This window comes from Parapedobacter sp. (genome assembly GCF_035556095.1).
Classification (GTDB): domain Bacteria; phylum Bacteroidota; class Bacteroidia; order Sphingobacteriales; family Sphingobacteriaceae; genus Parapedobacter.
In genome coordinates, this window is sequence record NZ_DATMFT010000021.1 from 485,252 (window position 1) to 508,686 (window position 23,435).

The following is a 23,435-nucleotide window of genomic DNA, read 5'->3' on the forward strand; positions in this document are numbered from 1 at the left end:
TTTAGAATGGTAAATCGTCTGATTTTTTAGCTTTCGGCATACCGTCGTTGCTTGTTTGCTCGGGCTCTTCGATTTGGAGCGACGGCGGTACGTCAAACTTGGTTTGTATATATATCATATCCTTACTGACTTTTTCGGGGGTGTCGTGCCAATGGCCGGTGCTCTTATCGAGCTTGCGGACGGTGACACGCATCATGATGCGGGGGGTGGCGCCGCTGGTGTTGATCAGTTCTTTGGGGTTGAGTATGTAGTTGTTGTACTTGCAGAATGCGCGTAGAGCGCGGCTAAACCGCTGGGTTTTCCATCCGCCGCGATAGCGGAAGTTGAAGTCGTCTCGAGCTTCATCGCGCGGGACTGGCCGGTCTACTTTATCGCCTATGAGACTGAAATATCCAGCGGCCCATTCTTCGAAATCTGGCCCCATATCTGCGAGCAGATTGCGGCGCGATACGTTGTTCATTGGCGGGTCTATCTTATTGGCTACACTCAGATAGAAGCGTAACGACTGCATCATGTTGACGTAGAAATGGTTCCATTCGGCATCGGTGAAATCCATGAATAAGTTCTTACCGAAATCGTCGCCGGGCGAACGGCTCTCGAGGTAGTCTGTGGTTTCGCCAGCGATATGATAGAAGTCTGAAAAGACGGTGTATAGCAGCCGGGCTTCAGTGGATGGGTCGATATTACGAAGTGTGAAATTGGATGTGATGGCGTACTTGCCTACTTTTTCGTAGGGAATGGTGTATGGTGCCATGTTTTTTGGGTTGACTTTCAATTCGCCCGTGATGGCATCGAAAAAGAACTTGAAGTTGATGTATTCGTCGGCATCGTCGATATATATGTATCGGTGATGCTCGGTGAGGCCATCGTAGATGTGCGGATTGTCTGTAATCTTAGGGTTGCGGCCACCTAGATAAAAATACCTACGCAGTACGAAAGGCAGCGCCTTGTGGAAGAGAATGGATTTGCCGGAACGTCCGTGGCTTCCGCCATCGTCGTTGATGTGGTTATCCATCGCGAACACACACCACGGCCGGCGGGGGTCTTTGAAACGATGGAGCAGGTAGCCCATGGCAAACAGTTTGTTGATAAGGTGCTTTTTCTGCTCGTTTTGTTCGTCGTCGGTGAGTAATGGACCGGCGATGTTGAATTTATTTTCAACACGGTAGTCTTCGCGCTCTTCGGGCTTGAGCTTCATGATTTCTTGCTCCAGCTCTTTGCGCCAATGGATGCGACTGGTTTGTATGAGGTAGTTGAAGAATAGATCTTCGTAGTGATTGACGGTGATATCGTATGTGTCGTGCTCTTCGCTGTAGGTGATGGTAAACGCTGGGGTAGTGGGTTTGTAGAAGTGCTCGATGACGTCTTGCTGCCAGACGTACCTGTTGACGGCGCCGGGCTTGTGCTGGATGATGTCTTCGCTGGTGATTTGCAGGGTGGTGTTTTGGAAGATGTAGTATTGTTCGTGTTTATCGGTATCGTTGAATTCGATGTCGATAAATGGCAGGTTGCTAAGGCTTGACTCGCTGAGCTGGGTGGTGCGGTACATGGCGTTTCGCAGGTCGTTATCGAGCATGCGTTCTTTGAGGAACTCATGCACGAAGTTTTTCACCTCGTTGCCTTCGGTTTCGCGCACGATATTGCCTTCGATCTTGATGAACATGTAGCCTACTTTGCGGGCTTCGGTGGCGAGGCGGTAGAAGCCGTTTTTTGCAAGGAAGTTGTAGGCCTGGACGTTGTTGAACTCGTAGGTGTAGCCGGTGAGCATGCGCTCGGAACCGCGGCCGGTGTATTGGGGCTTGCGGTCCCAGAACCGATAGGGTAGGGCGGTTTCTACGAGTGTGCGGAAGGCTTTGGCTTTCCAGTACCGGAAGTAATCTCGCACGTCTTTGCAGGGCTTTCCGCGGTCGCGGTATGTGGCCAGCACCTGAGGCAGCTCGATGGTGTAGAGATCGAGATAGGTCATGGCTTTTTTGTGGGCCTCGGCGCGGCCGGTGGCGTCGATATCCTGCAGTTGGTAAACCTTATCTGCTATTTTGAGCAAGGCGAACCAATGGTTGTCGGTGAAGTCGGCCGTTTCGGAGTTGAGCCATACGGGCCAATAGTCTAGCAATGCGAGGTTGAGCGCATCGGAGCCGCCGGATGCGAGAATGATTTCGGGTAGCTTTTCGACCTTGCGTTTTTGACGCTGGGTTTCCGGGTCGTCGTCGTTGTATTCTGAATCTTCTTCGACGGCCGCGGCTTCGCGTTTCTTGTATTCTGACTGGGCGGCTTTGAGGCCGTGCATGTAGTCTTTGGTGCGCTCGCCGATGTAGCTGAACCGGTGGTCTTTGTTTTTTGGCTGGTAGATTTTGGCAAAGCCATCTTCGGTGAAGATGAAGATGGGGTACCGTTCGTTGCTGGCGAAGGTCATCACCTTTCGGTTCTTGACCAGACTGTGGCTGACTGCCGGGTATAGGTTGTAGCGGGCGGTGACGGTTTTGATTTTGGTATATGCTTTTTTGCGCTTTTCTTCGCCACTGAACCATCCGACGTACCGCAGTACGTTGGGCGCGAACAGGGTTTCGATTTCCTGATCGGTGAAGCTATCGCGCAGTTCGTAGAACTTGTGCCCTTCTTGTTCTTCGCTGGTGGCCGGGCGCTCGCTGTAGTCGGGCCGTGGGGCGTCTTGCGGTTCCTGGCCGGTGAGGCCGTATTGCTGGGCGAGGTGCTGGATGGCGTCTACATAGCTCAGTCCGTTTTCGTGGGCATAGCATAGGATGCCGTTGCGTGGCTGGGAGTCGGAGCCGAAGTCGGTGACGAGCCATACGTCGTAACCTTTGCCGGTGTCTGTTTTCTTGAATAGGGATGCAGACGCGGTTTTTTCTTGCCGGATTTTGAACTTACGGTTCTTTTTGTGCTCGCTTTCGGCGGCATCGGGGTATAATTCTTTGATGATGTCGAGTCCGCCATTGGTGGCTTGGAGTAGTTCGTCTGCGTCTATGTACTGCATGTTGTCGTTTCGGCTATTGGGTTATGTGAATTCGTGCCAGTCGTTTAATTTTTTGATCGTTGCTTTGAAGGGGAACTTGTCTTTGGGCACCATCTGCAGTTGCTTTATCAGGTATGTGCCCGAACAGAAAAGTACCCGTTGCTTGCCTTCATGTTCGAACGATAGGTGAAGGCAGTTTCGGCCCAGTTCGGGTTTGATGATGCTCTTTTCTACCTTCCAATCGAGTACTGTGATTTCGATGTTCAGGATATCGGTTATTGCCATCTTCTTGCCTACAAAGCCTTTCATTTCGGCCTTGATGTTTAAGTCCTTGAAACTGATCATTGAGTTTTTTGATTAGGTGCTTGCTGTTGCAATGCTTTGCCCAACCGTTGTAAGCTGCTATCGATGCGCGGTTCGGTCGTTTTGCGAGCATGCGAGCGAAGCGTTGTTTAATTGATTTGCGTAGTAATGTGTGGTGGTGGTAGTGTATGTATCCGAAAACGTCGATGCCGCGCTTAGCGACTGGGAACACCTGGTAGTTGCCTTTTACCTGAAGGTTGAGTTTTTCGCGTAGGTATGTGCGCACTTTGGCCAGTATGGTATGAAGCTCGGTTTTGCTTGATGACAGGAACACCATATCATCGGCGTAGCGGAAGTAGTGCTTGACGCCGAGATTTTCTTTTACCCAGTGGTCGAAGTATGTGAGGTACAGATTGGCGAGGTACTGACTGAGGTAATTGCCGATGGGTAGGCCGGGAGCGCTATCGATGATTTCATCGAGAATGTTGAGCATGTCCTGGTCTTTGATTTTCTTCCGGATGATGGTTTTAAGGATGCCGTGATCTACCGACGGATAATACTTGACGATATCCAGTTTGAGGCAGTAGGTTGTTTCGCTTTGGTTTTTGAGGGCTTTACGCAGCCTGTACGATGCTTTATGAACGCCGCGGCCTTCGATGCAGCTGTAGGTGTCTGCGGTGAACGTGGACACCCAAATGGGCTTCATGACGTTGACGATGGCGTGGTGTACGATACGGTCCGGGAAGTATGGCAAGCAATAGATGGTGCGCTCCTTTGGATCGTGGATGGTGGCGGTAACGTATGGCGATGTGCGATACGTTTTGTCCATCAGTATGTTTTGCAATGCCATAAGGTTCATGTCGGGATTTTGCCGGTGCTTGATCACGCCGGGCTGTTTGCTTTTTCCCAGCGACGCTTGGCGGTCGGCCGCTTCCAGATTATGGATGTTGTATACTTGCTCGTATAGGTTGGAATGCCTTTTCATTGCCTCTGTTTTAGTCGGTCATCTTCCCTCGCCGTGGCGGGTACCAATGCCCTTTGAAACCTGTGATTTTTTACCGTGCGGGTAGGGTGTGCGCCATCCAAGTGTATCAGATGTGGGACGCGACATTCGAATTCGAGTTATCGTAGTTGTAATCGTTGAACGAAAAACCGCGGGCCGAACGCGCCGGACGGCGCACCACCTTTTTTCTTATCCGTTTATGTAGCGGTCGTAAATGCCTATGTGAGTTTTGCCCATGAATGTTGCTTTTTCGCTCGAATCAACGGTGAGGCGGGACGCGACACACGAAACCGAGTAAGCGCAGCGGTAATCGCCGAACGAAAAACCGCGGGCCGAACGCGCCGAATTAAACCACGGATAGTAGTCGTAGTCGCCTTTCTGCCCTTGACGGATGGCTTCTGCGATGACTTCGAGCTCTTTGCCGGCACGCTGTTGGTCGGTGTCGAACTGGGTGCGGTAGTTGAACTGCTCGATGGTTTCGCCGCGGTACTCGAGGGCTTTTTCGACCGACACGATATCCTTCCAATGCAGTGATTTGTTTGGCTTGATGCTGGTGTTATCGCTGTTTGGAAGTGTGAGGGGTGCGGTGTAATACTCTTCGAAAACCGGGAGGAACTTCTTGACGGCATCTTTGAAGTTGTCGAGGTCGAGAAACGCGAGGCGGGACGCGACATACGAATCCGAGTAATCGTAGTAGTAAGCGTCGAACGAAACACCGCGGGCCGAATCCATCCAAAACCATCCCCAGTATTTGCGCTGCTCATTGTCATCCCAATCGGGTGTTTGGCCTTCGTTATACGCGCGGGCAATGTATTCGAGTTTCAGCTCTGTTACGAATCTTGGGGGGAGAAGCTTCGATTCGTTGATGAATTGGATAGGCTTGATGCCCAGCTCGTCGAGTACATCGTCGAAATCAAAGATTCGATCTCGGACGTTACCGGTGAATACTTTCTTGCCGAAAAGGTTTTCGAGCAATGCTTTGCCTTTTTGGTTGGCTTCATTGTGTGCGGCCAATGCGTTTTGTTTGGTTACCTTTAATTCTTCCATGATTATTTGTTTTTGATTTTTCGGGGTTTATAAAAAATGAATGCTGCGATGAGGGCTATGCCGACGGCATTGCCAAGGAGCCAGTCTCGAACGGTGGGGTCTTGAAATAGATCACGCATCGACTGTAGCCTCCATTTGTTTTGTCTGGGCCTGTTGGAATGCTTCGAGGCTTTCGTGCACGGTGATGCCTACGAGGCTCGCGTTCATCTGTTCCAATGTGGCGTCATCCGAATTTTCCCATCCGGGAAGCAAAACGATGTCGGTACAGTCCATAAGCTGCTGTAATGCGCGGCGCATGAAGGTTTCCCATCGGGATGTTTTTGGAATGTCAGCGCTGAACTCGTGGGGGTTCTTAGCGATGTGTCCCATGTTGCGGACGGCCTTGGTGGCTTCGCGGAAGGCAACGACGTTGCCGTGGGGAATGTTGGTGATTGGACCGGCGATGTAGACGGTTTTTTGTGTGGTTTCCATATTCTCGGTTTTTTGCTTGTAAATGGTGATGGCCACCGCGGCGATGATAAGGGCGTGGGCGATGTATAATGCGACCATCAGGGTGATGATGGTGATCGCTTCCAACGCCCTGAGCCTGTAATATTGCTCACCGGTTTCGGGGTCCGTCGCGAAGAGTGCGAGGTCGCTTTCTTTGCGGACCGGCGGAGCGGGTGGCGGTGGTGTTATGGGGCGTTTCATTTGATAAAGGTGATATCATTGAGCCTTGCGGATACTTCGTACTTGCGTATGCCGCCATTGATGACGCTTTCGGTACTGGTGAATGCGAACCTGGCTTTGGCTTTTGTGCCGATGTGGCCGGCGGTGATGCCGAACTTTTCGATGCGGTCACCGTAGATGCTGACGCGCCAGTGATTGTCGCGGCCTTTCTTATCTCCGAAGTCGTCTGTGTAGCCGGGTTCCATCATGATGATGACCTGACGGCGTAGGCCGTCGCGTAGGGTTTCCGTGGGTTGAACGTCTTGGATGATGACGTTGATGGGTTCTGATTTTGCCATTATGATTGAGTTATGGGGGTTAATACTTCGAAATCTTTGAAGGGGAAGAAGGCGGCGACCCGCTTGTTTATGATGTAATTTTCGAGGGTGAAGCCTTTGTTGCTTTCGGTTTCGTGGATGTAGCCTTCGAAGTTCCAAGCATCTAAACACTCGGGCGATCTGTATGACCATACTTGCATGGTGATGCTTCCACCACCCCGGATTTTGTACCAGGTATTATCGTTAATGGTTGAGCGGAAGATGATGCCTTCTTTGAGGTCTGAACGTCTCATTGCGGCAACCTCCCTTCTATTTTTATGAAGCCGTATTCGTCGGCAGATTGGTGCAAAAGGTAGCTTCCGCTGTATTCGATGTTTACGGAAACGTTAGTGCCGGCAAGTGATTTCAATTGAAAACGCAGGATATCGCCAGGACGGGCTTTATCGTAATAAAGTACTTGGCCGTATATGGTGTCACGAACGACCATATTTGTGCGGTGTAGGTATATAACGACCTCGGATGCGTGGCCGGCGGTGATGTGGTAGGTGAGCTGCTGGGGCTCGGGCTGTGGTGCGGACTTCTTGCTGCATGATATGAGCGATGCCGCGATAAATATTAAGATTAGTGGTTTCATTTTGCCCGGATTAAGGGGTGGTTTAAAAAGCCCTGTTGCCACGTACAGGGCCGATATGACAGATGCTCCGAAGCTACAAGGCCATAAAGAACGGCGTGGCGGAGCTGGCCTACCTTTTACACACGGTTCTTTAAGTCGGGATGGTAGCGCTTGGCGTATTCCTGCTGGCACCAGTACCGGATGGGCACGACCTCATGGAGATACTTGCGATGGTAACGGCTCTTTTCGCCAGGGGCTATCCTGGCAATATTTTGATCGTGCTTGCTTACTTGCAGGATGATGACGTGGAGTTTGCTTTCCGAGTGATCGGCCAGCATTTCTTTGAGTGCGTCGATTGCGTATTGTTCTGTCGCGTTGAGCTGACCGATATACCTGAGCGTCCACTCGCGGTGTTTGACCCAGCGGGTTAGCGTGGCGATGATGTACTTAGCCACATTGGTGTTATACAAATTGATGGCTTGCTGGGTGCTCGTTACAGGCATCGTTATGGTGCGGGTGCGGAGTCCGTTGGGCAGCTCGATGTGGAGCGTGCGGGTAGCGGTGTTTAAATGGGTGTCGAACATGGTTAGTTGTTTATAATATCAGAAGTTCGCTTTTTGAGCGTGGTGACCGTTTGTCTGTTTTTCTCTGCAACATAAAGTGTTGCATTGTGCAAAGCGATTGTGTAGGTTTCACCAGAAAAAAAGTTGTAAACCGTCCGTCGGCTTATGGATTTACCCGTGAGATCTGCATAGGCTTCCATCACTTTCGGGACGTATTTGTCTGGCATTTTAGCCTTTAGCGCATTTAATTCGTCTTGTGTCAGCATTTTGGCATCATTTTTCTGTAGTGCAGCAACTATGCAACAAATATGCAACACTATAATGAGAAATGCAACACTTAGTGATTATAAAATGCAACATTTTAAGTCGCAATTTTGCAACATGTTGAAACACAGAGGAGAAATTTTATCGCGGGTCATTCGCGAGAAGAATGCGAAGATTGCTCCGCTCGCAAAGAAGATGGGGATTGATAGGGGAACGGTTTATCGGCATATGGATGATCCCGAGCTTTCTCTTGATTATATTACCCAGTACGGAAAGGCGCTCGATTACGATTTTTCCAAGGATTTCCCTGAAATGCTCTATGTTTTGCGGGAACCACCGGCAGAGTACGGATCAGCCAAAAGCTACGATGAATTAAAAGATGCAGCAGACTACTGGAAGGATAAATACATCGACATTTTAGAAAAGTATAATGCATTGCTGTTAAGTCGCGGAAACGGTGACAACGGCAAGACCACGTTTTCGGGCCACGGCTCGTGATGGGTGGCGGGTGATAATTAATCAACATAAATTTAAATGAAAAGCTATGAGACAAATTCTTGTATTAATTATCGTTGGCGCAGCCATTTCAAGCTGCTCGGTTGTCGGCCCCGGAATGTACTCGGCCACCGCTATCGACTATAAGCGCTTTAACGATCAAGGTTTCTTTATTACGGAATCTAATTCTGTCAATTTTGAGTATACTCCTATAAGTTCCGTTTCGGCACTATTCACAAATGGTTGGATTGAAAAGGAAGTGGTCGACGAGAATAAGCCGAAGAAATTAAAGAGGCACAAAGATGACGTGTACAATACTGAAGGCCCAAAAATGAAGCAAGTCTACGTGAGAGGCACGCCGGATGGGGTAACCGATTTACTGGTAGAGGAAGCAATGAAGATGGGGGGAGATGGCATCATCAATTTTAAATATTCGGCAGAAGTTTATATAGACAAAGACGGGAATGCTAAAGTATACGGATGGAGTGCGTCGGGGATGGCGATTAAGCGATGATTTATCTAACTTATTATCTAAGTATTTTGTAATTGATTGATTGTTAATTTATTGCCGAGGCATATAGAGTCCCGCTCCAGGTACTTACCCGCTTTACGATACCGTAAGGCGGGTTTTTTCTTTATATCCCGTTTTGCCGCATCTGTCGGGTGCGCCCTTTTTTCACTACGATTTTTGTGTTTGCCTGTACCGTTAAGCAAACGATTATATATTACAAAAAATTTAATATTTTATATCATGGATACCCTACTTATTCGTATCAAGAAAAACGCAATTGGAGACTAGTTACAGCCCTCATCACGAAAACTAATGAATAATCTGGGTTAAAGCTTTTGTCCTCGTAAAGCCAGTAATATCATCATGTACAAGGATCTGCGAACCTCCTGAAATAATGCGAAAATGGTGACGAGAAAACACCCTGGCAGCGGTATTCGGAAACGGCTTTGAAAAAATAAAGTGTATGGACGAAGATAATGCGCTAGGCACAAATTTACATTGCTCGTTCCAGTGCTATGGTTTGCAATCGCAATCTGCACCGGCCATATCCACCCCATTGGATGTCATTTCGTTATAATAGGTGCGGTCAAAAGAGAATTCGGCGTCTAAAGGAACAAGCACCACATCAGACCAGTTTTCCACACCGCCTTCCTTTTTCATGATCGTTCCCGATACCTTGAACCGCATGCGCCGTTCGGAGTTTTCCAATACGGTAACGGTAAGCACGCCGTCTTCCGGTGTCGCGTTGTTCTCCATACGATAGGTGTACTCGCCTAAATCGGGAAGATGGGCTGCTATCGCATTGAAAAAATTCACGAGATAGGTGGTTCCCATAGAAGTTTTGTCGTTAAATAATCCGGAAGGTTCGCTACCCAACTTGAGCGCGTTGTATTGTTGTCCGTTGGATTTCGTTTGTATCAGGTCCAGGCTAAGCCCTGATTTCCCATCAGGGCCAGTCACGGATGAAAAAATCAGGTGATCCTGACCAAACTGATTGGGATGTGTGGTTTGTTCCTCAATGGTGATTTTGTACCAGCATTGGCCGTTGATTTCCTTACCTTGTTCTTTTTCTTTGGAACAGGATACCACCGCAAAAGCCATAAATAATAGCCAGACGGTGTTTTTTAAAATTGTTGTCATAACTTTTTTTTAGTTGGCCTTTTTGTAGACGTATTCGTGTATTTGTACAACAACATCAGAGCCTCTGTTATAGACTTCGGCTTTCGCTGGGTAGCCAGCGTCATTGTAGGTGTATTTGTATATCTGGTCTGTTAAACTTGATTTTATTGCCTGTGCATTATTGACTGCACTGATTTTCCAAGGCGAGACAAAACTGGCAAAATTCCCGTTCTTGTCGTCATAATCACTTTGTTCGATGACATTGCGTTGGCCAGTAGCATAATCAGTAATATCCTGTATTAAGATATTTCCTTTGGCATTAAAGGTATAAGTGCTTGTTGCAAGTTTCTCTCCTTCCTTATTAATAAAGGTTTCCGTAGTAGTGTTTTGGGAATAGCTGTATTGAATAGTTATCCACCAATCGTCACTGTTTGGATGGTGCATCTTACCTGATACCGGTTTGTCGCCTGTACCATCATAGGTATAGTCTTCACGTATAACTAGACCCTCAGCATTTATCAAGTCAAGTGTGGTCAGTCTACCTGAATTGTCACGGGTTAAATCATATCCACCGCCTGCTTCAGAAAAACGTACAGCAGTCAGCAGGTTTTGAGCGTTATACTGATAGGTTAAGTATGTTTTTCCATTAACCTTAAACTCGATGAGCAAGAGCTGATCGTCGGTTACACCGCCCGAAGGGCCGGCATAGCAGGGGCTTTCTTCATCGTTGGGATCGCAGTGGTTATCTTCCTTAGAGCAAGATGTAACTGCGAACGCTATACACAATAGCCAGACTGTTTTTTGAAATATTGTTTTCATCTCATTTTTTTTGGCTGATGAGAACTCGATGTAATCAATAATTGCCCTGTGTGTCAATATTATTTACATCTTGGTTTCATTTTTTTATTTTTATCGTTTGTAATTTCACCCGGACGCAGACTTACTGAGCGCATCGCCACTATCTTGTCCATTTGATAAAGGCAAAGGTATAGTGGCAGCATTTCACCCAATACCCCCTAAATGGGGTTTTTGGCAGGGGGTGGTACCGCTACCTTTGTCATGTTGAAAGCTACTGGGATTGATGAGCCGTTATAGAAAACACGATGAAACGATATATGCCATATAAAAACGCAGCACTGCGGCAACTCCTTACGCTTCTGATAGCAGTGGGTATTCCTTTTTTTTCTTGGGGACAATCTGTGGATTCCTTGGAGCTACTGCTGAAAAAAGCCGACCTGCCCATGGTAGAGAAAATAAAAATCTACGATGATCTGGCATGGGGTTACATGGACATCGATACACGCCGTTCATTAGATGCGAGTAAGAACGGGGTGAAACTGGCTTTGGGAGCCGGTGATAATAAAATGGAAGCTATCTTTTATCGCAATATGGGAATCGCCTATTATATGGGAGGAGTTTACGACTCCGCCCGTCTGTATTTGGACAAGGCAAGCCCCACGCTGTTAAAGTTGGGCGATACCCGGCTGAAAGCATCTATACATAATGCCTACGGTAATCTGTATCGCGTCCAAAGCTGGTATGACCTTGCTTTGGAGGCGTACCATAAATCGGCCACTATTCTTGAACAAAGTAACGACATACAAGGAATGGCCATGGTCTACGGGAATATGGGTGGAATTTATCAGTTCCTACGTAATTACGACCAGGCTTTGCACTATTTCGCAAAAGCGGAAGAGATGGCATTGAAGGTAGGCGACCGGCAAACCGTGGCACAGGTCTACACCTCGCGAAGTGACATCTACTTATACCTGGAGAAAGACAAGGAAGAATCCATCCACTACGCCGAGCAAGCGATTAAAATCTATCACGAAGCCGGCAACAGGTTTAGTGAAATCAAAGCACGGGAAACCCTGGGGAAAGTCTATTACCATTATGAGGATTACCACTTGGCACTGCCCATCATCCGGCAAGCGGTACAAGAGGCTGAGGACTCAGGGTTTCCCACCCTGATTGCCAGCAGCCTGATCACGTTAGCCAATATCTATTACTATACGGGAGATTACCATCGATGCGTGGAGACCACACAAAAAGCGATACAGGCAGACTCGACAAATGCGGATCTCTATGGAAATGCATACGCCAACCTATCACAAAGTTATGCGCGCATGGGGCGTTTCGATTTGATGGAGGAATATTTACAACAGTACCGTGCTGTTGTGAATAGCCACAGCAACGAATCTTACCAGAACTCCATTTCGGAGATGGAAGTAAAATATGAAGCTGAGAAAAAAGAACTCAAAATAGCAGGTTTGGAAAAACAACGACAACTTCATACCTGGTTGGGCATTGCAGGTGGTATTATTCTACTTATCGTCCTGGCCTTTATTTTTATACGTTACCGATTAGCCGTTAGCCGACGAAAACTTGCCGAAGAGGAAGCCCAGAGACTGGAGCAGGAAAAACAACTGGTAGCGGTCCAGGCTACCTTGGATGGCGAAGCCGCAGAACGCGCGCGCCTGGCTAAGGATCTGCACGATGGCCTGGGTGGCATGCTCTCTGCCGTGAAACTGAACTTACCACAGGTAAAGGGCGAAGCCGTGCTGGACGCGATGGACGTTTCCCGTTTCCAGACAGCCCTTGGTATGCTCGACGATTCCATTCAGGAGCTCCGCCGCGTGGCACACCACATGATGCCCGAATCGCTGCTGCGTTATGGGCTGAAAGTCTCGCTATCCGATTTTTGCAACGCTATCCCAACGGCTGATTTTCATTATTTCGGGAACGAAGCCCGGCTACCTGGAAAAATGGAGATCATGGTGTATCGCTGTATCCACGAGCTGGTCAACAATGCGCTGAAACACGCAGAAGCAGACCATATAAACGTGCAATTGGTTCAAGAACCTGACCGGATATCCTTCACGGTTCAGGACAATGGCAAGGGATTCGACCGGCAAACGGTGTCCGAAGGAATGGGATTGCAGAATATCCAACAGCGGGTTGACGTATTTCAGGGTAAATTGGATATTTACTCTTCAACGGACGGGACGGAGGTGCATGTAGAATTAGAACTGACAAAAAACGAATCGCATGATTAAGGTAGCCATCGTAGACGACCATAAGATTCTGACGGACGGATTGCAAAACCTTATTGAAGACGCCGGTATAGCGAAAGTAGTTGGCGTAGCACACAGTGCTACCGAATGCCGAAATTCTATCGGCTTTTGGAAGCCGGATGTACTGCTTCTTGATGTAGGCTTGCCGGATATCAGCGGGGTAGATTTCTGTAAGGAACTCAAAGACCGTTTTCCTGAGCTCAATGTGTTGGCGCTGACCACGCACAATGAGTACAGTGTTGTAAGGCAGATGATGGAAAACGGTGCTTCAGGCTACTTGATCAAAAATGCCATGACCGAGGAGGTACTGGCTGGTATACAGGTTGTTGCCAATGGAGAGACGTTTCTCTGCCATGAGGTCGATGTGTTGATGAAACGGCCCAAAGAAACGCAACTATGGCTGAGTCAGCGCGAGCGGGAAATGTTGAAGCTAGTGGCCGAAGGATTGACCAACGGTGAAATAGCCGACCGTATCTTTTTGAGCCCTGAAACAATCAAAAGCTACCGCAAAAACCTGCTGCTGAAACTGGACGCCAAAAATACCGCTGCACTGGTCAGGATAGCTGTTGAGCAGAAACTGATCTGAGCGGATAGCTGTAATTTGAAACATTACAGGCCCGCAAAACAAGGAGATCATTCTGGCTCAGAAAATTTATACTTGAAAACGAAAAGCACCTTAGAAGAATCAGAAATAGGTCGGTGATAATCGAATCCTGCATACAAGCCGTCGCCCATGGGGAGATAATGCCCCCATCCGGGGACTAACTTGATTTCGTCTCTATTCCTAAAATCGACAAGATGATTATTTATATACGTTTTTCCATTAATCTCATCTTCCACTTTTTCGCTGGAAACGGTTTGTCTAATAGGCCAATCGATCGTCCAGATCGTACCGTACTCCTTCATAGCCCAACACCTTGCGCATCAGGCCCAATTGCCCGAAAAGATAGCTTTCCCTGTCCAGGCACATGCCTACCATGTTGCGTTTGTTTTCCTCCACATAGGGCGTGTCCATCCCGAAGGCATATGCTTGGTTGAGTTCGGGTTCGTCAACCGTTAGTAACTTTTGGTACAGTAACGGGGAAATCTTGTGCCATTGTTCTTTTAGCTCAGCCAGCGAAGGGTATGTCAATGTCGAATCCAGTGCTTTTGCATCCTTGAAAAGCGCATCATACGGGTCTCGCTCGGGTATGTCGAATACATCGGCCAACCAGTATCTGCAATTGACCAAATTGCCCACCATCCATGTAAAGTGGTTAGTTCTGTCTTCAATCCGTTTTTGCGCATCGCTTTCGCGGAGATCGGCAAGCATATTGTTGAAGAGCTGGCTATGCATGCGGTAAGCAGGGATGACGATTTCCAGTGTTTGTGCTATGGGCCTGTCCATGTTTCGGTATTTAAAAAGTTAATCAATATTTTCTTCAGCGAGCTTCTTTACCGTTTCCAGACCATCATTGAAGCCGTTGGTCATCATGCTCACCCATTCTTCTTCGGTTTGTACCGAAGCGTGGAGCGTGGTGACGCCACCACTTTCCGATAGATGATATTCTTCAAGCGCACCGGCCCAGTCTTTCACTTTTTCGCTAGTGGTGTCCTCTTCGCCATTCTCCACGGTGCCCCGGTGCTCGAATACGACATCATAGGGCTCATGCAGGGATTTTATAGTGCTGACCATACCATTGCCGGCGTTGTCTAGGAATAACGTCTTGCCGCCAACCTGCCAATCGCTCTGGATGGACCCGCCGGTGGGATCTTCTGGGTTAAAACTGCTGGTCCATTTTGAATAGGTGCTTGGGTTCCAAAGTAAGTCCCAGACTTTCTGGGCGGGTGCTTGGATGTCGATGGAGAATTGTAATGTTTTCATCGGATTTTGATTAAAATGCTAACTTTCTTTCTGGATAAAATTATCGAATAAGATAAAAGAACGCCGGGGGTATTAATGACAAATGAAGGGGGTAAGTGCGACTTTTCTTACCTTTGCTTCAATTTAGTAAGAAGATGACACTCGTACAACTGGAATATATTGTTGCCGTAGATACCTATCGGAGTTTTGTGGCCGCGGCAGAAAAATGCTGTGTAACCCAACCGACGCTGAGTATGCAGATACAAAAACTGGAAGAATCGATCGGAGCTCGTATCTTCAACAGAAGCAGACAGCCCGTTGTGCCTACGGAATTGGGTGTGGAAATCATCAAACAGGCCCGAATTGTACTCAATGAAAGCCGTAAGATCAATGAACTGGTACAATTGGAAAACGGGGAGTTGGAAGGTGAACTGCGTATCGGCGTAATCCCCACCATCGCACCGTACCTGTTACCGCGGGTGTTGGGTGGTTTCATGCAGAAATTTCCGAAATTGCAATTGCAAATATGGGAATATACCACCGATAAAATCGTCGAACAACTGAAACTGGGCCTGCTGGACTGCGGCGTACTGTCTACTCCGGTATATGGCCAACCCCTAACAGAACGCCCGATGTTTTACGAGCCTTTTGTGGCTTACCTTTCTGCCAAAAGCGCGCTTGTGGATAAACGGGAGGTAACCGCGGATGATGTGCTGAGCGATAAGCTGTGGTTGCTCACCGAAGGTCATTGCATGCGCGGACAGGTACTGAACATTTGCCAGCGGAAGCGAAGCATGGAGCCGCACGGCACCTTTGAATACAATACCGGCAGCGTGGAGACCCTTAAACGCATGGTGGATAGTAACTCGGGGGCTACCATTTTGCCCGAGCTGAGCGTGGCAGATTTCGACGAAGACCATTTAGCCCGCGTGCGTTATTTCAAAGCGCCGGAGCCCGTAAGGGAAATCAGTTTGGTAACTACCCAAAACTTTCTGAAAAAAGTCGCTATCGATGCGCTTGAAAAGGAAATCATCGCCTCTGTTCCAAAGAAATTCAGATCGAAGAAACAGAAACACGTGATGGAAATCGATTGACATATCCCCACAAGAACTTGAAATAACGAGATGTCTCATATGCTAGGTAGCAGGTGCTTTTTTATCATCTTTACGGTACTCCTCGGATCGGTACTGCCGGTTTTTTCGCAGATCCGGTATACCGTCAGCGGCCACATCCGTGATGCACAGTCGGGCGAAACCCTCATCGGCGCCAGTATTCGACTCCATGCGGATGCGTCGGTTGGGGTACGTGCTAACAATTATGGGTTTTATTCGCTTACGTTGCAAGGGGGTAACCACCATACCTTGGTGATTTCGCACGTAGGCTATCAATCGCAGGAACTATCCATTGAACTGGCGGGAGATACGGTGGTGGACATCGATTTGCATAGCGGAGAGCTGTTGCAAGAGGTGGTAATCAGCCAATCGGCTGCAGACGAGCAGGTGCGTAGCCCACAGATGGGGCTCACCCGGGTAGACGTAAAGGAAATCAAGCATGTACCCGTGCTGATGGGAGAGAAGGATGTGCTGAAAACCATCCAATTGCTTCCGGGTGTGCTATCGGGAGGCGAAGGCAGCAGTAATTTCTTTGTACGGGGCGGTGCCGGCGATCAGAACCTCATCTTGTTGGATGAAGCAATGGTATACAACGCGTCGCACCTTTTCGGTTTTTTCTCCACGTTCAACTCGGATGCGATTAAAGATGTAAAATTGTACAAAGGCGGCATGCCTGCCCAATACGGGGGGCGCCTTTCGTCGGTGCTTGATATCACCATGGTGGATGGAAATAAAAAGTCGTTTGGCACCGAGGGAGGTGTGGGCTTGATTGCCTCGCGGCTGAAGGTAGATGGGCCTATCGTTAAAGATAGGGGCTCGTTTGTGGTGAGCGGAAGAAGGACCTATGCAGACATGTTCCTCAAATTGTCCGACGATGACGCTGTTAAAAACAGTCGCCTATATTTCTATGATCTCAACGCAAAGGCAAATTACCGGCTCGATGAGCGGAATACGCTCTATCTTTCAGGTTATTTCGGCCGGGATGTGATGGGGTACTCCGGCCTGTTCGGGTTCGACTGGGGCAATGCCACGGGAACGCTGCGTTGGAACCGGGTGTGGGACAGCCGCTGGTTTTCGAACACTACGGCCATTTATAGCAATTTCAATTACAACGTTAACATTGAGAGTGACGAGTTTAATTTCGTAATCGCGTCACGTATACAGAATTATGACCTTAAACAGGATTTCCAGTTTTTTGCTACGAACAAGAGTACTTGGCGCTTTGGCTTCAATGTACTCCATCAGGGTATCTCACCCGCCAACATCGATGCCGATGAACAGACGGCCGTGAACAGCCTGCGACTGGAAAGCCGCAATGGGCTGGAGCTAGCCGCATACCTCTCGCACGAGTGGAAACCGACACAGCGGTTAAATGTAATTTACGGTCTTCGGCTGACAAATTTCATGCTGTTTGGCCCCGGCACGTTTTATGAATACGACGGTGAGGGTGACGTGATAGGTAGCGAGGTTTTTGGGCGCGGCGATGTGGCACAGCACTACTTCAATTTGGAGCCCCGTTTGTCGCTTAGCTACGAGCTGAATACGGACAATAGCCTGAAATTATCATATAATCGCAATGTGCAGCACTTGCACCAGTTAACCAACGCTACGGCGAGCTTGCCTACCGACGCATGGGTAATGAGTAGCAACAATATCAGACCGCAATTGGCGGATCAAGTGGCATTGGGTTATTACCAGAACTTTGGCGGCAATCGGTACACATTTTCCGCTGAATCCTACTACAAATACATGCAACACCAGATTGACTACCGTAATGCCGCCGATTTGCAGGCCAACGAACATATCGAAGCGGAGCTGTTGTATGGGATAGGGCGTGCCTATGGCGTAGAGCTATACCTGAAAAAACAGCAGGGCAGATTAAATGGGTGGTTGAGTTATGCGCTATCGAAAAGTGAGCGCCGGTTTGACGACATCAATGGCGGTGCTTGGTTTGCAGCACGCCAGGACCGTACCCACGACATGTCTGCGGTGGGCATGTACCAGCTCTCGCCGCGATGGAACCTTTCGGCCACGTTTGTGTATAGCACTGGCAATGCAGTGACCTTCCCCAGCGGGAAGTATACCGTAGACGGACGCACCTTGTGGTATTATACCGAGCGGAATGGTTATCGCATGCCCGATTACCACCGGCTGGACCTCGGCGCGACCTGGGAATCGAAAGCAACCAAACGGTTCCAATCGAGCTGGACATTTGGCATTTATAATGTATACAACCGCAAAAATGCGTATATCATCGACTTCAGAACGAGTGAATCCAACCCCAACGTTACCGAAGCGTACCGGATAGCGTTGTTTGGGATTATTCCGTCGATTACGTGGAATTTTAAATTTTAGATGATGAACAGATATTATTTCATTTGGCTGTTAATCAGTTTGTTTTTGCTTTCATGTGAAGATGTTATCGATATAAATTTGAACGATGCGGATCCGCAACTCGTCATCATTGGTACAGTGAATAACCGGTCTTATGAACAGCAGGTGACTATCAGCCGTACCGTGGCTTTTGATGTAGCTCGAACGCATGACCCGGTATCTGGTGCGGAGGTTGCGGTGGTTGACGGTGCGGGGCGCGTGTTTCAATATGCGGAGCAATCGCCGGGGGTTTACGTGTGCAATTTCAGGGGACATGAAGGCGAGTTGTACAACCTCTCGGTACGGGTTGAGGGGCAGACTTTTGTGGCGAGATCGACCATGCCACCGTTGGTTACGGCCGATTCCATAGGTACGGGGGTAAGGACGATATTCGGCGAGGAACAGAAATTCATCAGTCTCCGGTATGCGGATCCGCCCGGGGCACCCAATTACTACCGCTACCTGTGGCGCGTAAACGGTGGGCCGTTGGAGATGCTGCACGTATCGCAAGATAAGTTTAACGACGGGAAATATGTGAGTGAAGACCTGATGGATTTCGATGTCGAACTCGCTACGGGCGATTCGGTGGTGGTATGGATGCAGAGTATTGATCGCGCGAGCTATGATTTCTGGAATGCCGTTCAATCCATCAATCCCGGAACGGCCGCGCCGGCAAATCCGCCCTCAGTTTTCGGCGATGGTGCGCTGGGCTACTTCAGTGCGTATGCAGAGACGGAGATGTCTACAGTTGTACAGTAATGCTAGCTGAAAAAAGGTTATAACAACCCAAACGCATAGCCTTGGTCCAGCCAATATTCGATGGCGCGGGGCAGGGTATATGTGATGCGTGGGGTAGCTTTGACGTTATCGTGAAAAACAACGATAGACCCGTTCTGCGTATGTCTGATGACGTTACGCAAACACCCATCTGGGCTGAGATTGGGGTCGAAATCGCCACTAAGCACATCCCACATGATGATATCGTAGGTTTGCTGTAGCTGCTTATACTGCGAGCGCCGCCCCCGTCCGTAAGGCGGTCGGAATAGATTGGTGGGGGCCAACTGCTGGCACTGATCTACGTTTTGTAGGTACACGTCGTCCGGTGTTTGCCAGCCGTTGAGGTGGTTGTAGGTGTGATTGCCTATGCGGTGGCCATTTTCCACTAAGCAATCAAACAAATCAGGATGTTTTTTTATATTTTCGCCAACACAGAAGAATGTGGCCTTGATGCCGTAATGTTTTAAGGTATTTATCACGAAAGGTGTAACATCCGGTATCGGCCCATCGTCAAAGGTGAGAAAAATGATTTTCTCTGTCCGATCTCGATGCCAGGTAAGTGTGGGATAAAGCCACGTTAGGAATATGGGTGGGCGCACAGTATACATAGAATGCTTACAAAAGAAACAAATAAAGATTACATATAGAAAAGTAAACGGAGCGTTTGCCACGCGGATATGATAACCTACTTATAGCTACATGAAGAAAAGTTTCTTATACACCATCTATTTTATAGCCAGTTGTTGCTTGGTGCTATTGGCGCCATCGCGCGGTACCGCGCAGAAATTGGTGCCCATTAAAGTGGCAATATACCATGCGTTGGATAATAACTTGCAAATAAAACAAGCCCGATTCCAGGCCGCGATGTCTGAAGAAGACCTGAAATTAGCAAAGAGCCAATTTTATCCGACGCTAAATGCGGACGTAAACGGAAGTATGCGGTTTGGACGGTATTTCGATCAATATACCGCCCAGCTTGTGCCTTCCGTAAATACGGCTAGCGGCGGTATTTCTACAGACATTCCGATTTTCCAGGGCTTTCAGCGGATCAATCAGATATTGGCCAATAAAACCCAGCTTGCGGCGGATCAGAGCAATGTGGAGAAGGCGAAAAACGACCTCGTATTATCGGTGGCTACGACGTATCTGGAAGCATTGACAAATCAGGATTTACTGATTGCAGCTGAGCAACAACTGAAATTATCGCAGCGGCAACTGGAGGTGGCAAATGCCAACTACGAAGTTGGTAATAACACCCTAGCAGACCTTTCGCAAGCCAAAAGCCAAGTGGCGACCGATGAGCTGAGCGTCACTTCTGCCCAGAATGCGTATGATTTGTCGATGCTGAACCTGAAGCAATTGATGGAGATGGACCCTGCTGAAGACATCCTATTGGAAAAGCCCGATATAGAATTGGTCGAGCAAACTCCGGTGGTTTATAATGCGGCTGAAATTTTCGCCACGGCACTGGATGCCCAACCTGATATCCAGGCGGCGGAGCTATCCACCGAGGTTGCTAAGACAAACATTGCGATTGCCAAGGGAGCATATTATCCTACGTTGGGATTCGGTGCCGGCTACAGTACCAGTGTTTCTTCAGTGGCATCCAGGCTTGTCGGGATGGATGCGAACAATGAACCGATTTATGAGCGCGTGAATTTTGGGGAGCAACTGAAGGAAAACGAGAGTCCCTACATCGGGTTGAGCTTAAGGATACCCATTTTCAACAGGTTCCAAACACGGACAAGTGTAAACAAAGCCAAGATAAATTACCAGTATGCCTTGACGAATGAGCAACTGGCAAAAAATAACCTGAATAAGATTATCGCCCAAGCGGTGCTTGATCTCCGGGCTGCAAAAACACGCTATTATTCCACGGAAACGGCCTTTACCTCGGCAAAAGATGCATTTGAGGTAATCAATCAGCGGTATGAGGTCGGCTTGGCCAATTCGGTGGAGCTATTTACGGCCCAGACGACGATGAATCGGGCGGAATTCGACCATATCCAAGCGCGGTACGAGTTATTGTTCCGGAGCAAGGTTATTGACTTTTACTTAGGTAACGAAATAAATTTTGACAACTGACATATAAACAACCAAATACAACGATGGCAAAGAAAAAGAATACGCTTAAGTATGTGTTAATCGGTGCAGCAGTCCTATTGGTATTCGTTATCATCGCCAATAAAATGGGATGGATCGGCCAAGGAGACGTAATCAAGATAGCAACGGACAAGGTAGAGAAAAAGACCGTAAACGAACAGGTTTCAGCCAGTGGAAAAATTCATCCGGAAGTGGAAGTCAAGTTGAGCTCGGAAGTGTCAGGTGAGATTGTGGAGCTTACGGTAAAGGAGGGTGACGTGGTGACGAAAGGGCAGATCCTATGCCGCATACGTCCGGACATACTGCAATCGGGATACGAGCGCGCGGTGGCGTCGCTAAATGCCCAGCGGGCGAGCTTGGCTATGGCCGAGCAGCAGCTGAAGCAACAGGAAGTCAACTTCGCCAATTTGGAAGCAACTTTCAAGCGAAACAAAGAATTGTTTGACAAAAAGGTGATTTCGGCTGCCGAGTTTGACCAGATACGGGCCGACTATGAAAGTTCCCGCGCTACATTGGAGGCCCAGCGGCAGAATGTATTGGTTACCAAATACGGTATTGACCAATCGGAAGCCTCGGTGAAGGAAGCCGGAGACAACCTAGCCCGTACAACGATTTATGCACCGGTGGATGGGGTGATATCGCTGTTGCAGGTTGAACTCGGTGAGCGTGTGGTGGGAACAGCTCAGATGGCAGGTACCGAAATCATGCGCATCGCCAACATGGACGCTATGGAGGTCGTTGTGGAAGTCAATGAAAACGACATCAACCGTGTGGCACTCAACAATGAGGCGACGATTGAGGTAGATGCCTTCCAGGGCCGCAAGTTTCTTGGCGTTATTACCGAGATTGCCAGCTCGTCTACCACGGCCGCCACTTCTTCGAGCGCCACGGCAGGTACCGACCAAGTAACGAACTTCAACGTGAAGGTGCGCATCTTGCCCGAGTCGTACGAAGACCTGCTCAAAAAAGATCGTGAAAATCCGTCGCCTTTCCGTCCGGGGTTGTCAGCCACAGTGGATATCCACACCCAAAAGGACACCGGTTTGGCGGTTCCTATCCAAGCCGTGACAACGCGTGATGTGGCTAGCAACAGCGGAACTGATAGCACCAGTGGGGCTGATAGTACCGCCGCAGCGGATACGACAGCGTCTGGTCCGGTGGGTAACGCCGCTGGTAAAAAGACGAATGAGTATGTGTTTGTTTACGACAGCGGAACCAGCACGGTGAAGCAAGTAGCGGTGACGACAGGCATCCAGGACGACACGTATATCCGTATCCTATCGGGACTCAGCGAGGGTGACGAGGTTGTGTCTCGACCATTCAATGCGATTACCCAAACCCTAAAAGACGGCAGCAAGGTAGAAAAGGTAGATAAAAATAGCCTTTTCTGATATCCGATTTATCGTGTGCCGCTGAATTAACGGGTAGTGGGACGACCGATGGGATCGATACGGAGTTGGACGATCCCATCGTTTTCATTTTCGAGCAATGCGATGCACTCTACATCCAATACGTCTGCGATTTGGAATAAGCGTTCTAAAGATAGTTTGTGAAGCCCCAGTTCGAGCTTGCTGTAGGCATTTTGGGATATCCCTATTTTCCTTGCTACGTAGTCTTGTGTGTAGTTGCGGTACTCCCGCACGCGCCGGATATTACCGGCAACACTTTTCGCTTTGGCGATAGGTTTCATATATAGCGTAATCTAAACATGAGGGTCCATAAGTAGTGATGCAAAGTAATAAGCCAAATTGGTATCCGGTTGGTTTATCGTGTTTATTTCATTCATAACAGGTGATTGGCTTGTTTGCGCATATTCCCTTACGTTATAATTTATTCCTTATAGTTGTTTGATTCACAGCTATTAGTGTATGATTTCCGTTATAAAATGGCGTCCTTTGTCATGGTCAACGCGGCAAGCTGTTGCCAAAAAAGGGGATGCCGAAAACCTTTCAATCGAGTAGGCGCTAATTGAAACTTACATTATCTATGAAACTTCAAGAATTGAATGAGCAGGAGTTGAAAGCCACCAACGGTGGGTTGTTGGGACTGTTTAATGGCCCATTGATCAGCGGCGTAGCGTTAGGTGATTTGTTATCACTGACGGTGGTAGGCACGGATGACAAAATCGACGCTGATTTAGATGTCAATTTAAATGGATTGACAGGTGGATTGGGCGGTGGTAACCTTCTGGGTGGTCTTTTGGGCGGCTTGTTGGGCGGTATCAAATTATAAGACCGGTGCTCATCTGCTTGGTGTGGGGCAACCCCACACGCCGGAG

At 48.5% G+C, this 23,435-nt stretch carries 25 protein-coding genes; 10 read left to right on the plus strand and 15 right to left on the minus strand.

Annotated features, from left to right (window positions below):
- Position 1: 1 nt before the first annotated feature.
- From VNQ80_RS12535 to VNQ80_RS12575, 9 genes are all read right to left on the minus strand, one after another.
- Entirely contained in the window at positions 2 to 2,992 is a 2,991-nt protein-coding gene (locus VNQ80_RS12535) for a primase-helicase family protein (RefSeq protein ID WP_325639080.1), read from the minus strand.
- Positions 2,993 to 3,140: 148 nt separating this feature from the next.
- Positions 3,141 to 4,259 (minus strand): RNA-directed DNA polymerase, encoded by a 1,119-nt coding sequence (locus VNQ80_RS12540; RefSeq protein WP_325639082.1) that lies wholly within the window; start codon positions 4,257 to 4,259, stop codon positions 3,141 to 3,143.
- Positions 4,260 to 4,466: 207 nt separating this feature from the next.
- Positions 4,467 to 5,324: a hypothetical protein gene (locus tag VNQ80_RS12545; RefSeq protein ID WP_325639084.1), complete on the minus strand. Its 858-nt coding sequence runs from the start codon at positions 5,322 to 5,324 to the stop codon at positions 4,467 to 4,469.
- Between the two features lie 111 nt (positions 5,325 to 5,435).
- Positions 5,436 to 6,014, minus strand: coding sequence for a DUF4406 domain-containing protein (locus VNQ80_RS12550; protein WP_325639086.1), 579 nt, complete (start codon positions 6,012 to 6,014; stop codon positions 5,436 to 5,438).
- Positions 6,011 to 6,331 (minus strand): hypothetical protein, encoded by a 321-nt coding sequence (locus VNQ80_RS12555; protein ID WP_325639088.1) that lies wholly within the window; start codon positions 6,329 to 6,331, stop codon positions 6,011 to 6,013. Before VNQ80_RS12555 ends, VNQ80_RS12550 begins: the two co-directional genes overlap by 4 nt.
- Entirely contained in the window at positions 6,331 to 6,603 is a 273-nt protein-coding gene (locus VNQ80_RS12560) for a hypothetical protein (protein ID WP_325639090.1), read from the minus strand. Before VNQ80_RS12560 ends, VNQ80_RS12555 begins: the two co-directional genes overlap by 1 nt.
- On the minus strand, positions 6,600 to 6,944 hold the full coding sequence (locus tag VNQ80_RS12565; RefSeq protein ID WP_325639092.1) for a hypothetical protein: 345 nt from the start codon (positions 6,942 to 6,944) through the stop codon (positions 6,600 to 6,602). The genes VNQ80_RS12560 and VNQ80_RS12565 overlap by 4 nt, the downstream gene beginning before the upstream one ends.
- A 116-nt stretch (positions 6,945 to 7,060) precedes the next feature.
- Entirely contained in the window at positions 7,061 to 7,507 is a 447-nt protein-coding gene (locus VNQ80_RS12570) for a hypothetical protein (RefSeq protein WP_325639094.1), read from the minus strand.
- A 2-nt stretch (positions 7,508 to 7,509) separates the two neighbouring features.
- Positions 7,510 to 7,752 (minus strand): hypothetical protein, encoded by a 243-nt coding sequence (locus VNQ80_RS12575; RefSeq protein ID WP_325639096.1) that lies wholly within the window; start codon positions 7,750 to 7,752, stop codon positions 7,510 to 7,512.
- A gap of 115 nt (positions 7,753 to 7,867) precedes the next feature.
- Between VNQ80_RS12575 and VNQ80_RS12580 the strand changes: the two genes are divergently transcribed.
- Entirely contained in the window at positions 7,868 to 8,248 is a 381-nt protein-coding gene (locus VNQ80_RS12580; RefSeq protein WP_325639098.1) for a hypothetical protein, read from the plus strand.
- Positions 8,249 to 8,294: 46 nt separating this feature from the next.
- Positions 8,295 to 8,759: a hypothetical protein gene (locus VNQ80_RS12585; protein ID WP_325639100.1), complete on the plus strand. Its 465-nt coding sequence runs from the start codon at positions 8,295 to 8,297 to the stop codon at positions 8,757 to 8,759.
- A gap of 510 nt (positions 8,760 to 9,269) precedes the next feature.
- Here the strand turns inward: VNQ80_RS12585 and VNQ80_RS12590 are convergent.
- On the minus strand, positions 9,270 to 9,896 hold the full coding sequence (locus VNQ80_RS12590; RefSeq protein WP_325639102.1) for a hypothetical protein: 627 nt from the start codon (positions 9,894 to 9,896) through the stop codon (positions 9,270 to 9,272).
- A gap of 9 nt (positions 9,897 to 9,905) precedes the next feature.
- Complete coding sequence (locus VNQ80_RS12595; protein WP_325639103.1) at positions 9,906 to 10,694, minus strand: hypothetical protein; 789 nt, start codon at positions 10,692 to 10,694, stop codon at positions 9,906 to 9,908.
- A gap of 284 nt (positions 10,695 to 10,978) precedes the next feature.
- On the opposite strand from VNQ80_RS12595, the gene VNQ80_RS12600 reads away from it, so the two are divergent.
- Positions 10,979 to 12,931, plus strand: coding sequence for a tetratricopeptide repeat-containing sensor histidine kinase (locus VNQ80_RS12600; RefSeq protein WP_325639105.1), 1,953 nt, complete (start codon positions 10,979 to 10,981; stop codon positions 12,929 to 12,931).
- Positions 12,924 to 13,535 carry a response regulator transcription factor gene (locus VNQ80_RS12605; RefSeq protein ID WP_325639107.1) on the plus strand — a complete coding sequence of 204 codons (612 nt, stop codon included), beginning with the start codon at positions 12,924 to 12,926 and terminating at the stop codon, positions 13,533 to 13,535. Before VNQ80_RS12600 ends, VNQ80_RS12605 begins: the two co-directional genes overlap by 8 nt.
- Positions 13,536 to 13,811: 276 nt before the next feature.
- Here the strand turns inward: VNQ80_RS12605 and VNQ80_RS12610 are convergent, their stop codons facing one another.
- Positions 13,812 to 14,336: a DinB family protein gene (locus VNQ80_RS12610; protein ID WP_325639109.1), complete on the minus strand. Its 525-nt coding sequence runs from the start codon at positions 14,334 to 14,336 to the stop codon at positions 13,812 to 13,814.
- A gap of 18 nt (positions 14,337 to 14,354) precedes the next feature.
- The gene (locus tag VNQ80_RS12615; protein WP_325639111.1) at positions 14,355 to 14,813 is read right to left on the minus strand and encodes an SRPBCC domain-containing protein; all 459 of its coding nucleotides are present in this window, start codon (positions 14,811 to 14,813) and stop codon (positions 14,355 to 14,357) included.
- A 134-nt stretch (positions 14,814 to 14,947) separates the two neighbouring features.
- Here VNQ80_RS12615 and VNQ80_RS12620 point away from each other — a divergent pair, with 134 nt between their 5' ends.
- From VNQ80_RS12620 to VNQ80_RS12630, 3 genes are read left to right on the plus strand one after another with little or no spacing between them, the layout of a single operon-like run.
- On the plus strand, positions 14,948 to 15,886 hold the full coding sequence (locus tag VNQ80_RS12620; protein WP_325639113.1) for a hydrogen peroxide-inducible genes activator: 939 nt from the start codon (positions 14,948 to 14,950) through the stop codon (positions 15,884 to 15,886).
- A 30-nt stretch (positions 15,887 to 15,916) separates the two neighbouring features.
- Positions 15,917 to 18,259: a TonB-dependent receptor gene (locus VNQ80_RS12625; RefSeq protein ID WP_325639115.1), complete on the plus strand. Its 2,343-nt coding sequence runs from the start codon at positions 15,917 to 15,919 to the stop codon at positions 18,257 to 18,259.
- A complete protein-coding gene (locus tag VNQ80_RS12630; RefSeq protein WP_325639118.1) occupies positions 18,260 to 19,036 on the plus strand; it encodes a DUF4249 domain-containing protein in 777 nt (258 codons plus the stop codon).
- Positions 19,037 to 19,053: 17 nt separating this feature from the next.
- Here VNQ80_RS12630 and VNQ80_RS12635 read toward each other — a convergent pair whose 3' ends face one another.
- Positions 19,054 to 19,662, minus strand: a complete 609-nt coding sequence (locus VNQ80_RS12635; RefSeq protein ID WP_325639120.1) for a polysaccharide deacetylase family protein — start codon at positions 19,660 to 19,662, stop codon at positions 19,054 to 19,056.
- Between the two features lie 91 nt (positions 19,663 to 19,753).
- Between VNQ80_RS12635 and VNQ80_RS12640 the strand changes: the two genes are divergently transcribed.
- Together VNQ80_RS12640 and VNQ80_RS12645 are read left to right on the plus strand one after the other, a co-directional pair.
- The gene (locus VNQ80_RS12640) at positions 19,754 to 21,139 is read left to right on the plus strand and encodes a TolC family protein (protein WP_325639122.1); all 1,386 of its coding nucleotides are present in this window, start codon (positions 19,754 to 19,756) and stop codon (positions 21,137 to 21,139) included.
- A gap of 23 nt (positions 21,140 to 21,162) precedes the next feature.
- A complete protein-coding gene (locus VNQ80_RS12645) occupies positions 21,163 to 22,548 on the plus strand; it encodes an efflux RND transporter periplasmic adaptor subunit (protein ID WP_325639124.1) in 1,386 nt (461 codons plus the stop codon).
- Between the two features lie 26 nt (positions 22,549 to 22,574).
- Here VNQ80_RS12645 and VNQ80_RS12650 read toward each other — a convergent pair whose 3' ends face one another.
- Positions 22,575 to 22,847, minus strand: a complete 273-nt coding sequence (locus VNQ80_RS12650) for a helix-turn-helix transcriptional regulator (RefSeq protein WP_325639126.1) — start codon at positions 22,845 to 22,847, stop codon at positions 22,575 to 22,577.
- 296 nt (positions 22,848 to 23,143) lie between these two features.
- Between VNQ80_RS12650 and VNQ80_RS12655 the strand changes: the two genes are divergently transcribed.
- Positions 23,144 to 23,389: a hypothetical protein gene (locus tag VNQ80_RS12655; RefSeq protein ID WP_325639128.1), complete on the plus strand. Its 246-nt coding sequence runs from the start codon at positions 23,144 to 23,146 to the stop codon at positions 23,387 to 23,389.
- The last annotated feature ends 46 nt before the right edge of the window (positions 23,390 to 23,435 follow it).

What these genes read in the sequence shown, in the direction of transcription:
- VNQ80_RS12535 (WP_325639080.1), bottom strand. Translation starts at nt 2,992, where the DNA reads ATGCAGTACATAGACGCAGACGAACTACTCCAAGCCACCAATGGCGGA.
- VNQ80_RS12540 (WP_325639082.1), bottom strand. Translation starts at nt 4,259, where the DNA reads ATGAAAAGGCATTCCAACCTATACGAGCAAGTATACAACATCCATAAT.
- VNQ80_RS12545 (WP_325639084.1), bottom strand. Translation starts at nt 5,324, where the DNA reads ATGGAAGAATTAAAGGTAACCAAACAAAACGCATTGGCCGCACACAAT.
- VNQ80_RS12550 (WP_325639086.1), bottom strand. Translation starts at nt 6,014, where the DNA reads ATGAAACGCCCCATAACACCACCGCCACCCGCTCCGCCGGTCCGCAAA.
- VNQ80_RS12555 (WP_325639088.1), bottom strand. Translation starts at nt 6,331, where the DNA reads ATGGCAAAATCAGAACCCATCAACGTCATCATCCAAGACGTTCAACCC.
- VNQ80_RS12560 (WP_325639090.1), bottom strand. Translation starts at nt 6,603, where the DNA reads ATGAGACGTTCAGACCTCAAAGAAGGCATCATCTTCCGCTCAACCATT.
- VNQ80_RS12565 (WP_325639092.1), bottom strand. Translation starts at nt 6,944, where the DNA reads ATGAAACCACTAATCTTAATATTTATCGCGGCATCGCTCATATCATGC.
- VNQ80_RS12570 (WP_325639094.1), bottom strand. Translation starts at nt 7,507, where the DNA reads ATGTTCGACACCCATTTAAACACCGCTACCCGCACGCTCCACATCGAG.
- VNQ80_RS12575 (WP_325639096.1), bottom strand. Translation starts at nt 7,752, where the DNA reads ATGCTGACACAAGACGAATTAAATGCGCTAAAGGCTAAAATGCCAGAC.
- VNQ80_RS12580 (WP_325639098.1), top strand. Translation starts at nt 7,868, where the DNA reads ATGTTGAAACACAGAGGAGAAATTTTATCGCGGGTCATTCGCGAGAAG.
- VNQ80_RS12585 (WP_325639100.1), top strand. Translation starts at nt 8,295, where the DNA reads ATGAGACAAATTCTTGTATTAATTATCGTTGGCGCAGCCATTTCAAGC.
- VNQ80_RS12590 (WP_325639102.1), bottom strand. Translation starts at nt 9,896, where the DNA reads ATGACAACAATTTTAAAAAACACCGTCTGGCTATTATTTATGGCTTTT.
- VNQ80_RS12595 (WP_325639103.1), bottom strand. Translation starts at nt 10,694, where the DNA reads ATGAAAACAATATTTCAAAAAACAGTCTGGCTATTGTGTATAGCGTTC.
- VNQ80_RS12600 (WP_325639105.1), top strand. Translation starts at nt 10,979, where the DNA reads ATGAAACGATATATGCCATATAAAAACGCAGCACTGCGGCAACTCCTT.
- VNQ80_RS12605 (WP_325639107.1), top strand. Translation starts at nt 12,924, where the DNA reads ATGATTAAGGTAGCCATCGTAGACGACCATAAGATTCTGACGGACGGA.
- VNQ80_RS12610 (WP_325639109.1), bottom strand. Translation starts at nt 14,336, where the DNA reads ATGGACAGGCCCATAGCACAAACACTGGAAATCGTCATCCCTGCTTAC.
- VNQ80_RS12615 (WP_325639111.1), bottom strand. Translation starts at nt 14,813, where the DNA reads ATGAAAACATTACAATTCTCCATCGACATCCAAGCACCCGCCCAGAAA.
- VNQ80_RS12620 (WP_325639113.1), top strand. Translation starts at nt 14,948, where the DNA reads ATGACACTCGTACAACTGGAATATATTGTTGCCGTAGATACCTATCGG.
- VNQ80_RS12625 (WP_325639115.1), top strand. Translation starts at nt 15,917, where the DNA reads ATGTCTCATATGCTAGGTAGCAGGTGCTTTTTTATCATCTTTACGGTA.
- VNQ80_RS12630 (WP_325639118.1), top strand. Translation starts at nt 18,260, where the DNA reads ATGATGAACAGATATTATTTCATTTGGCTGTTAATCAGTTTGTTTTTG.
- VNQ80_RS12635 (WP_325639120.1), bottom strand. Translation starts at nt 19,662, where the DNA reads ATGTATACTGTGCGCCCACCCATATTCCTAACGTGGCTTTATCCCACA.
- VNQ80_RS12640 (WP_325639122.1), top strand. Translation starts at nt 19,754, where the DNA reads ATGAAGAAAAGTTTCTTATACACCATCTATTTTATAGCCAGTTGTTGC.
- VNQ80_RS12645 (WP_325639124.1), top strand. Translation starts at nt 21,163, where the DNA reads ATGGCAAAGAAAAAGAATACGCTTAAGTATGTGTTAATCGGTGCAGCA.
- VNQ80_RS12650 (WP_325639126.1), bottom strand. Translation starts at nt 22,847, where the DNA reads ATGAAACCTATCGCCAAAGCGAAAAGTGTTGCCGGTAATATCCGGCGC.
- VNQ80_RS12655 (WP_325639128.1), top strand. Translation starts at nt 23,144, where the DNA reads ATGAAACTTCAAGAATTGAATGAGCAGGAGTTGAAAGCCACCAACGGT.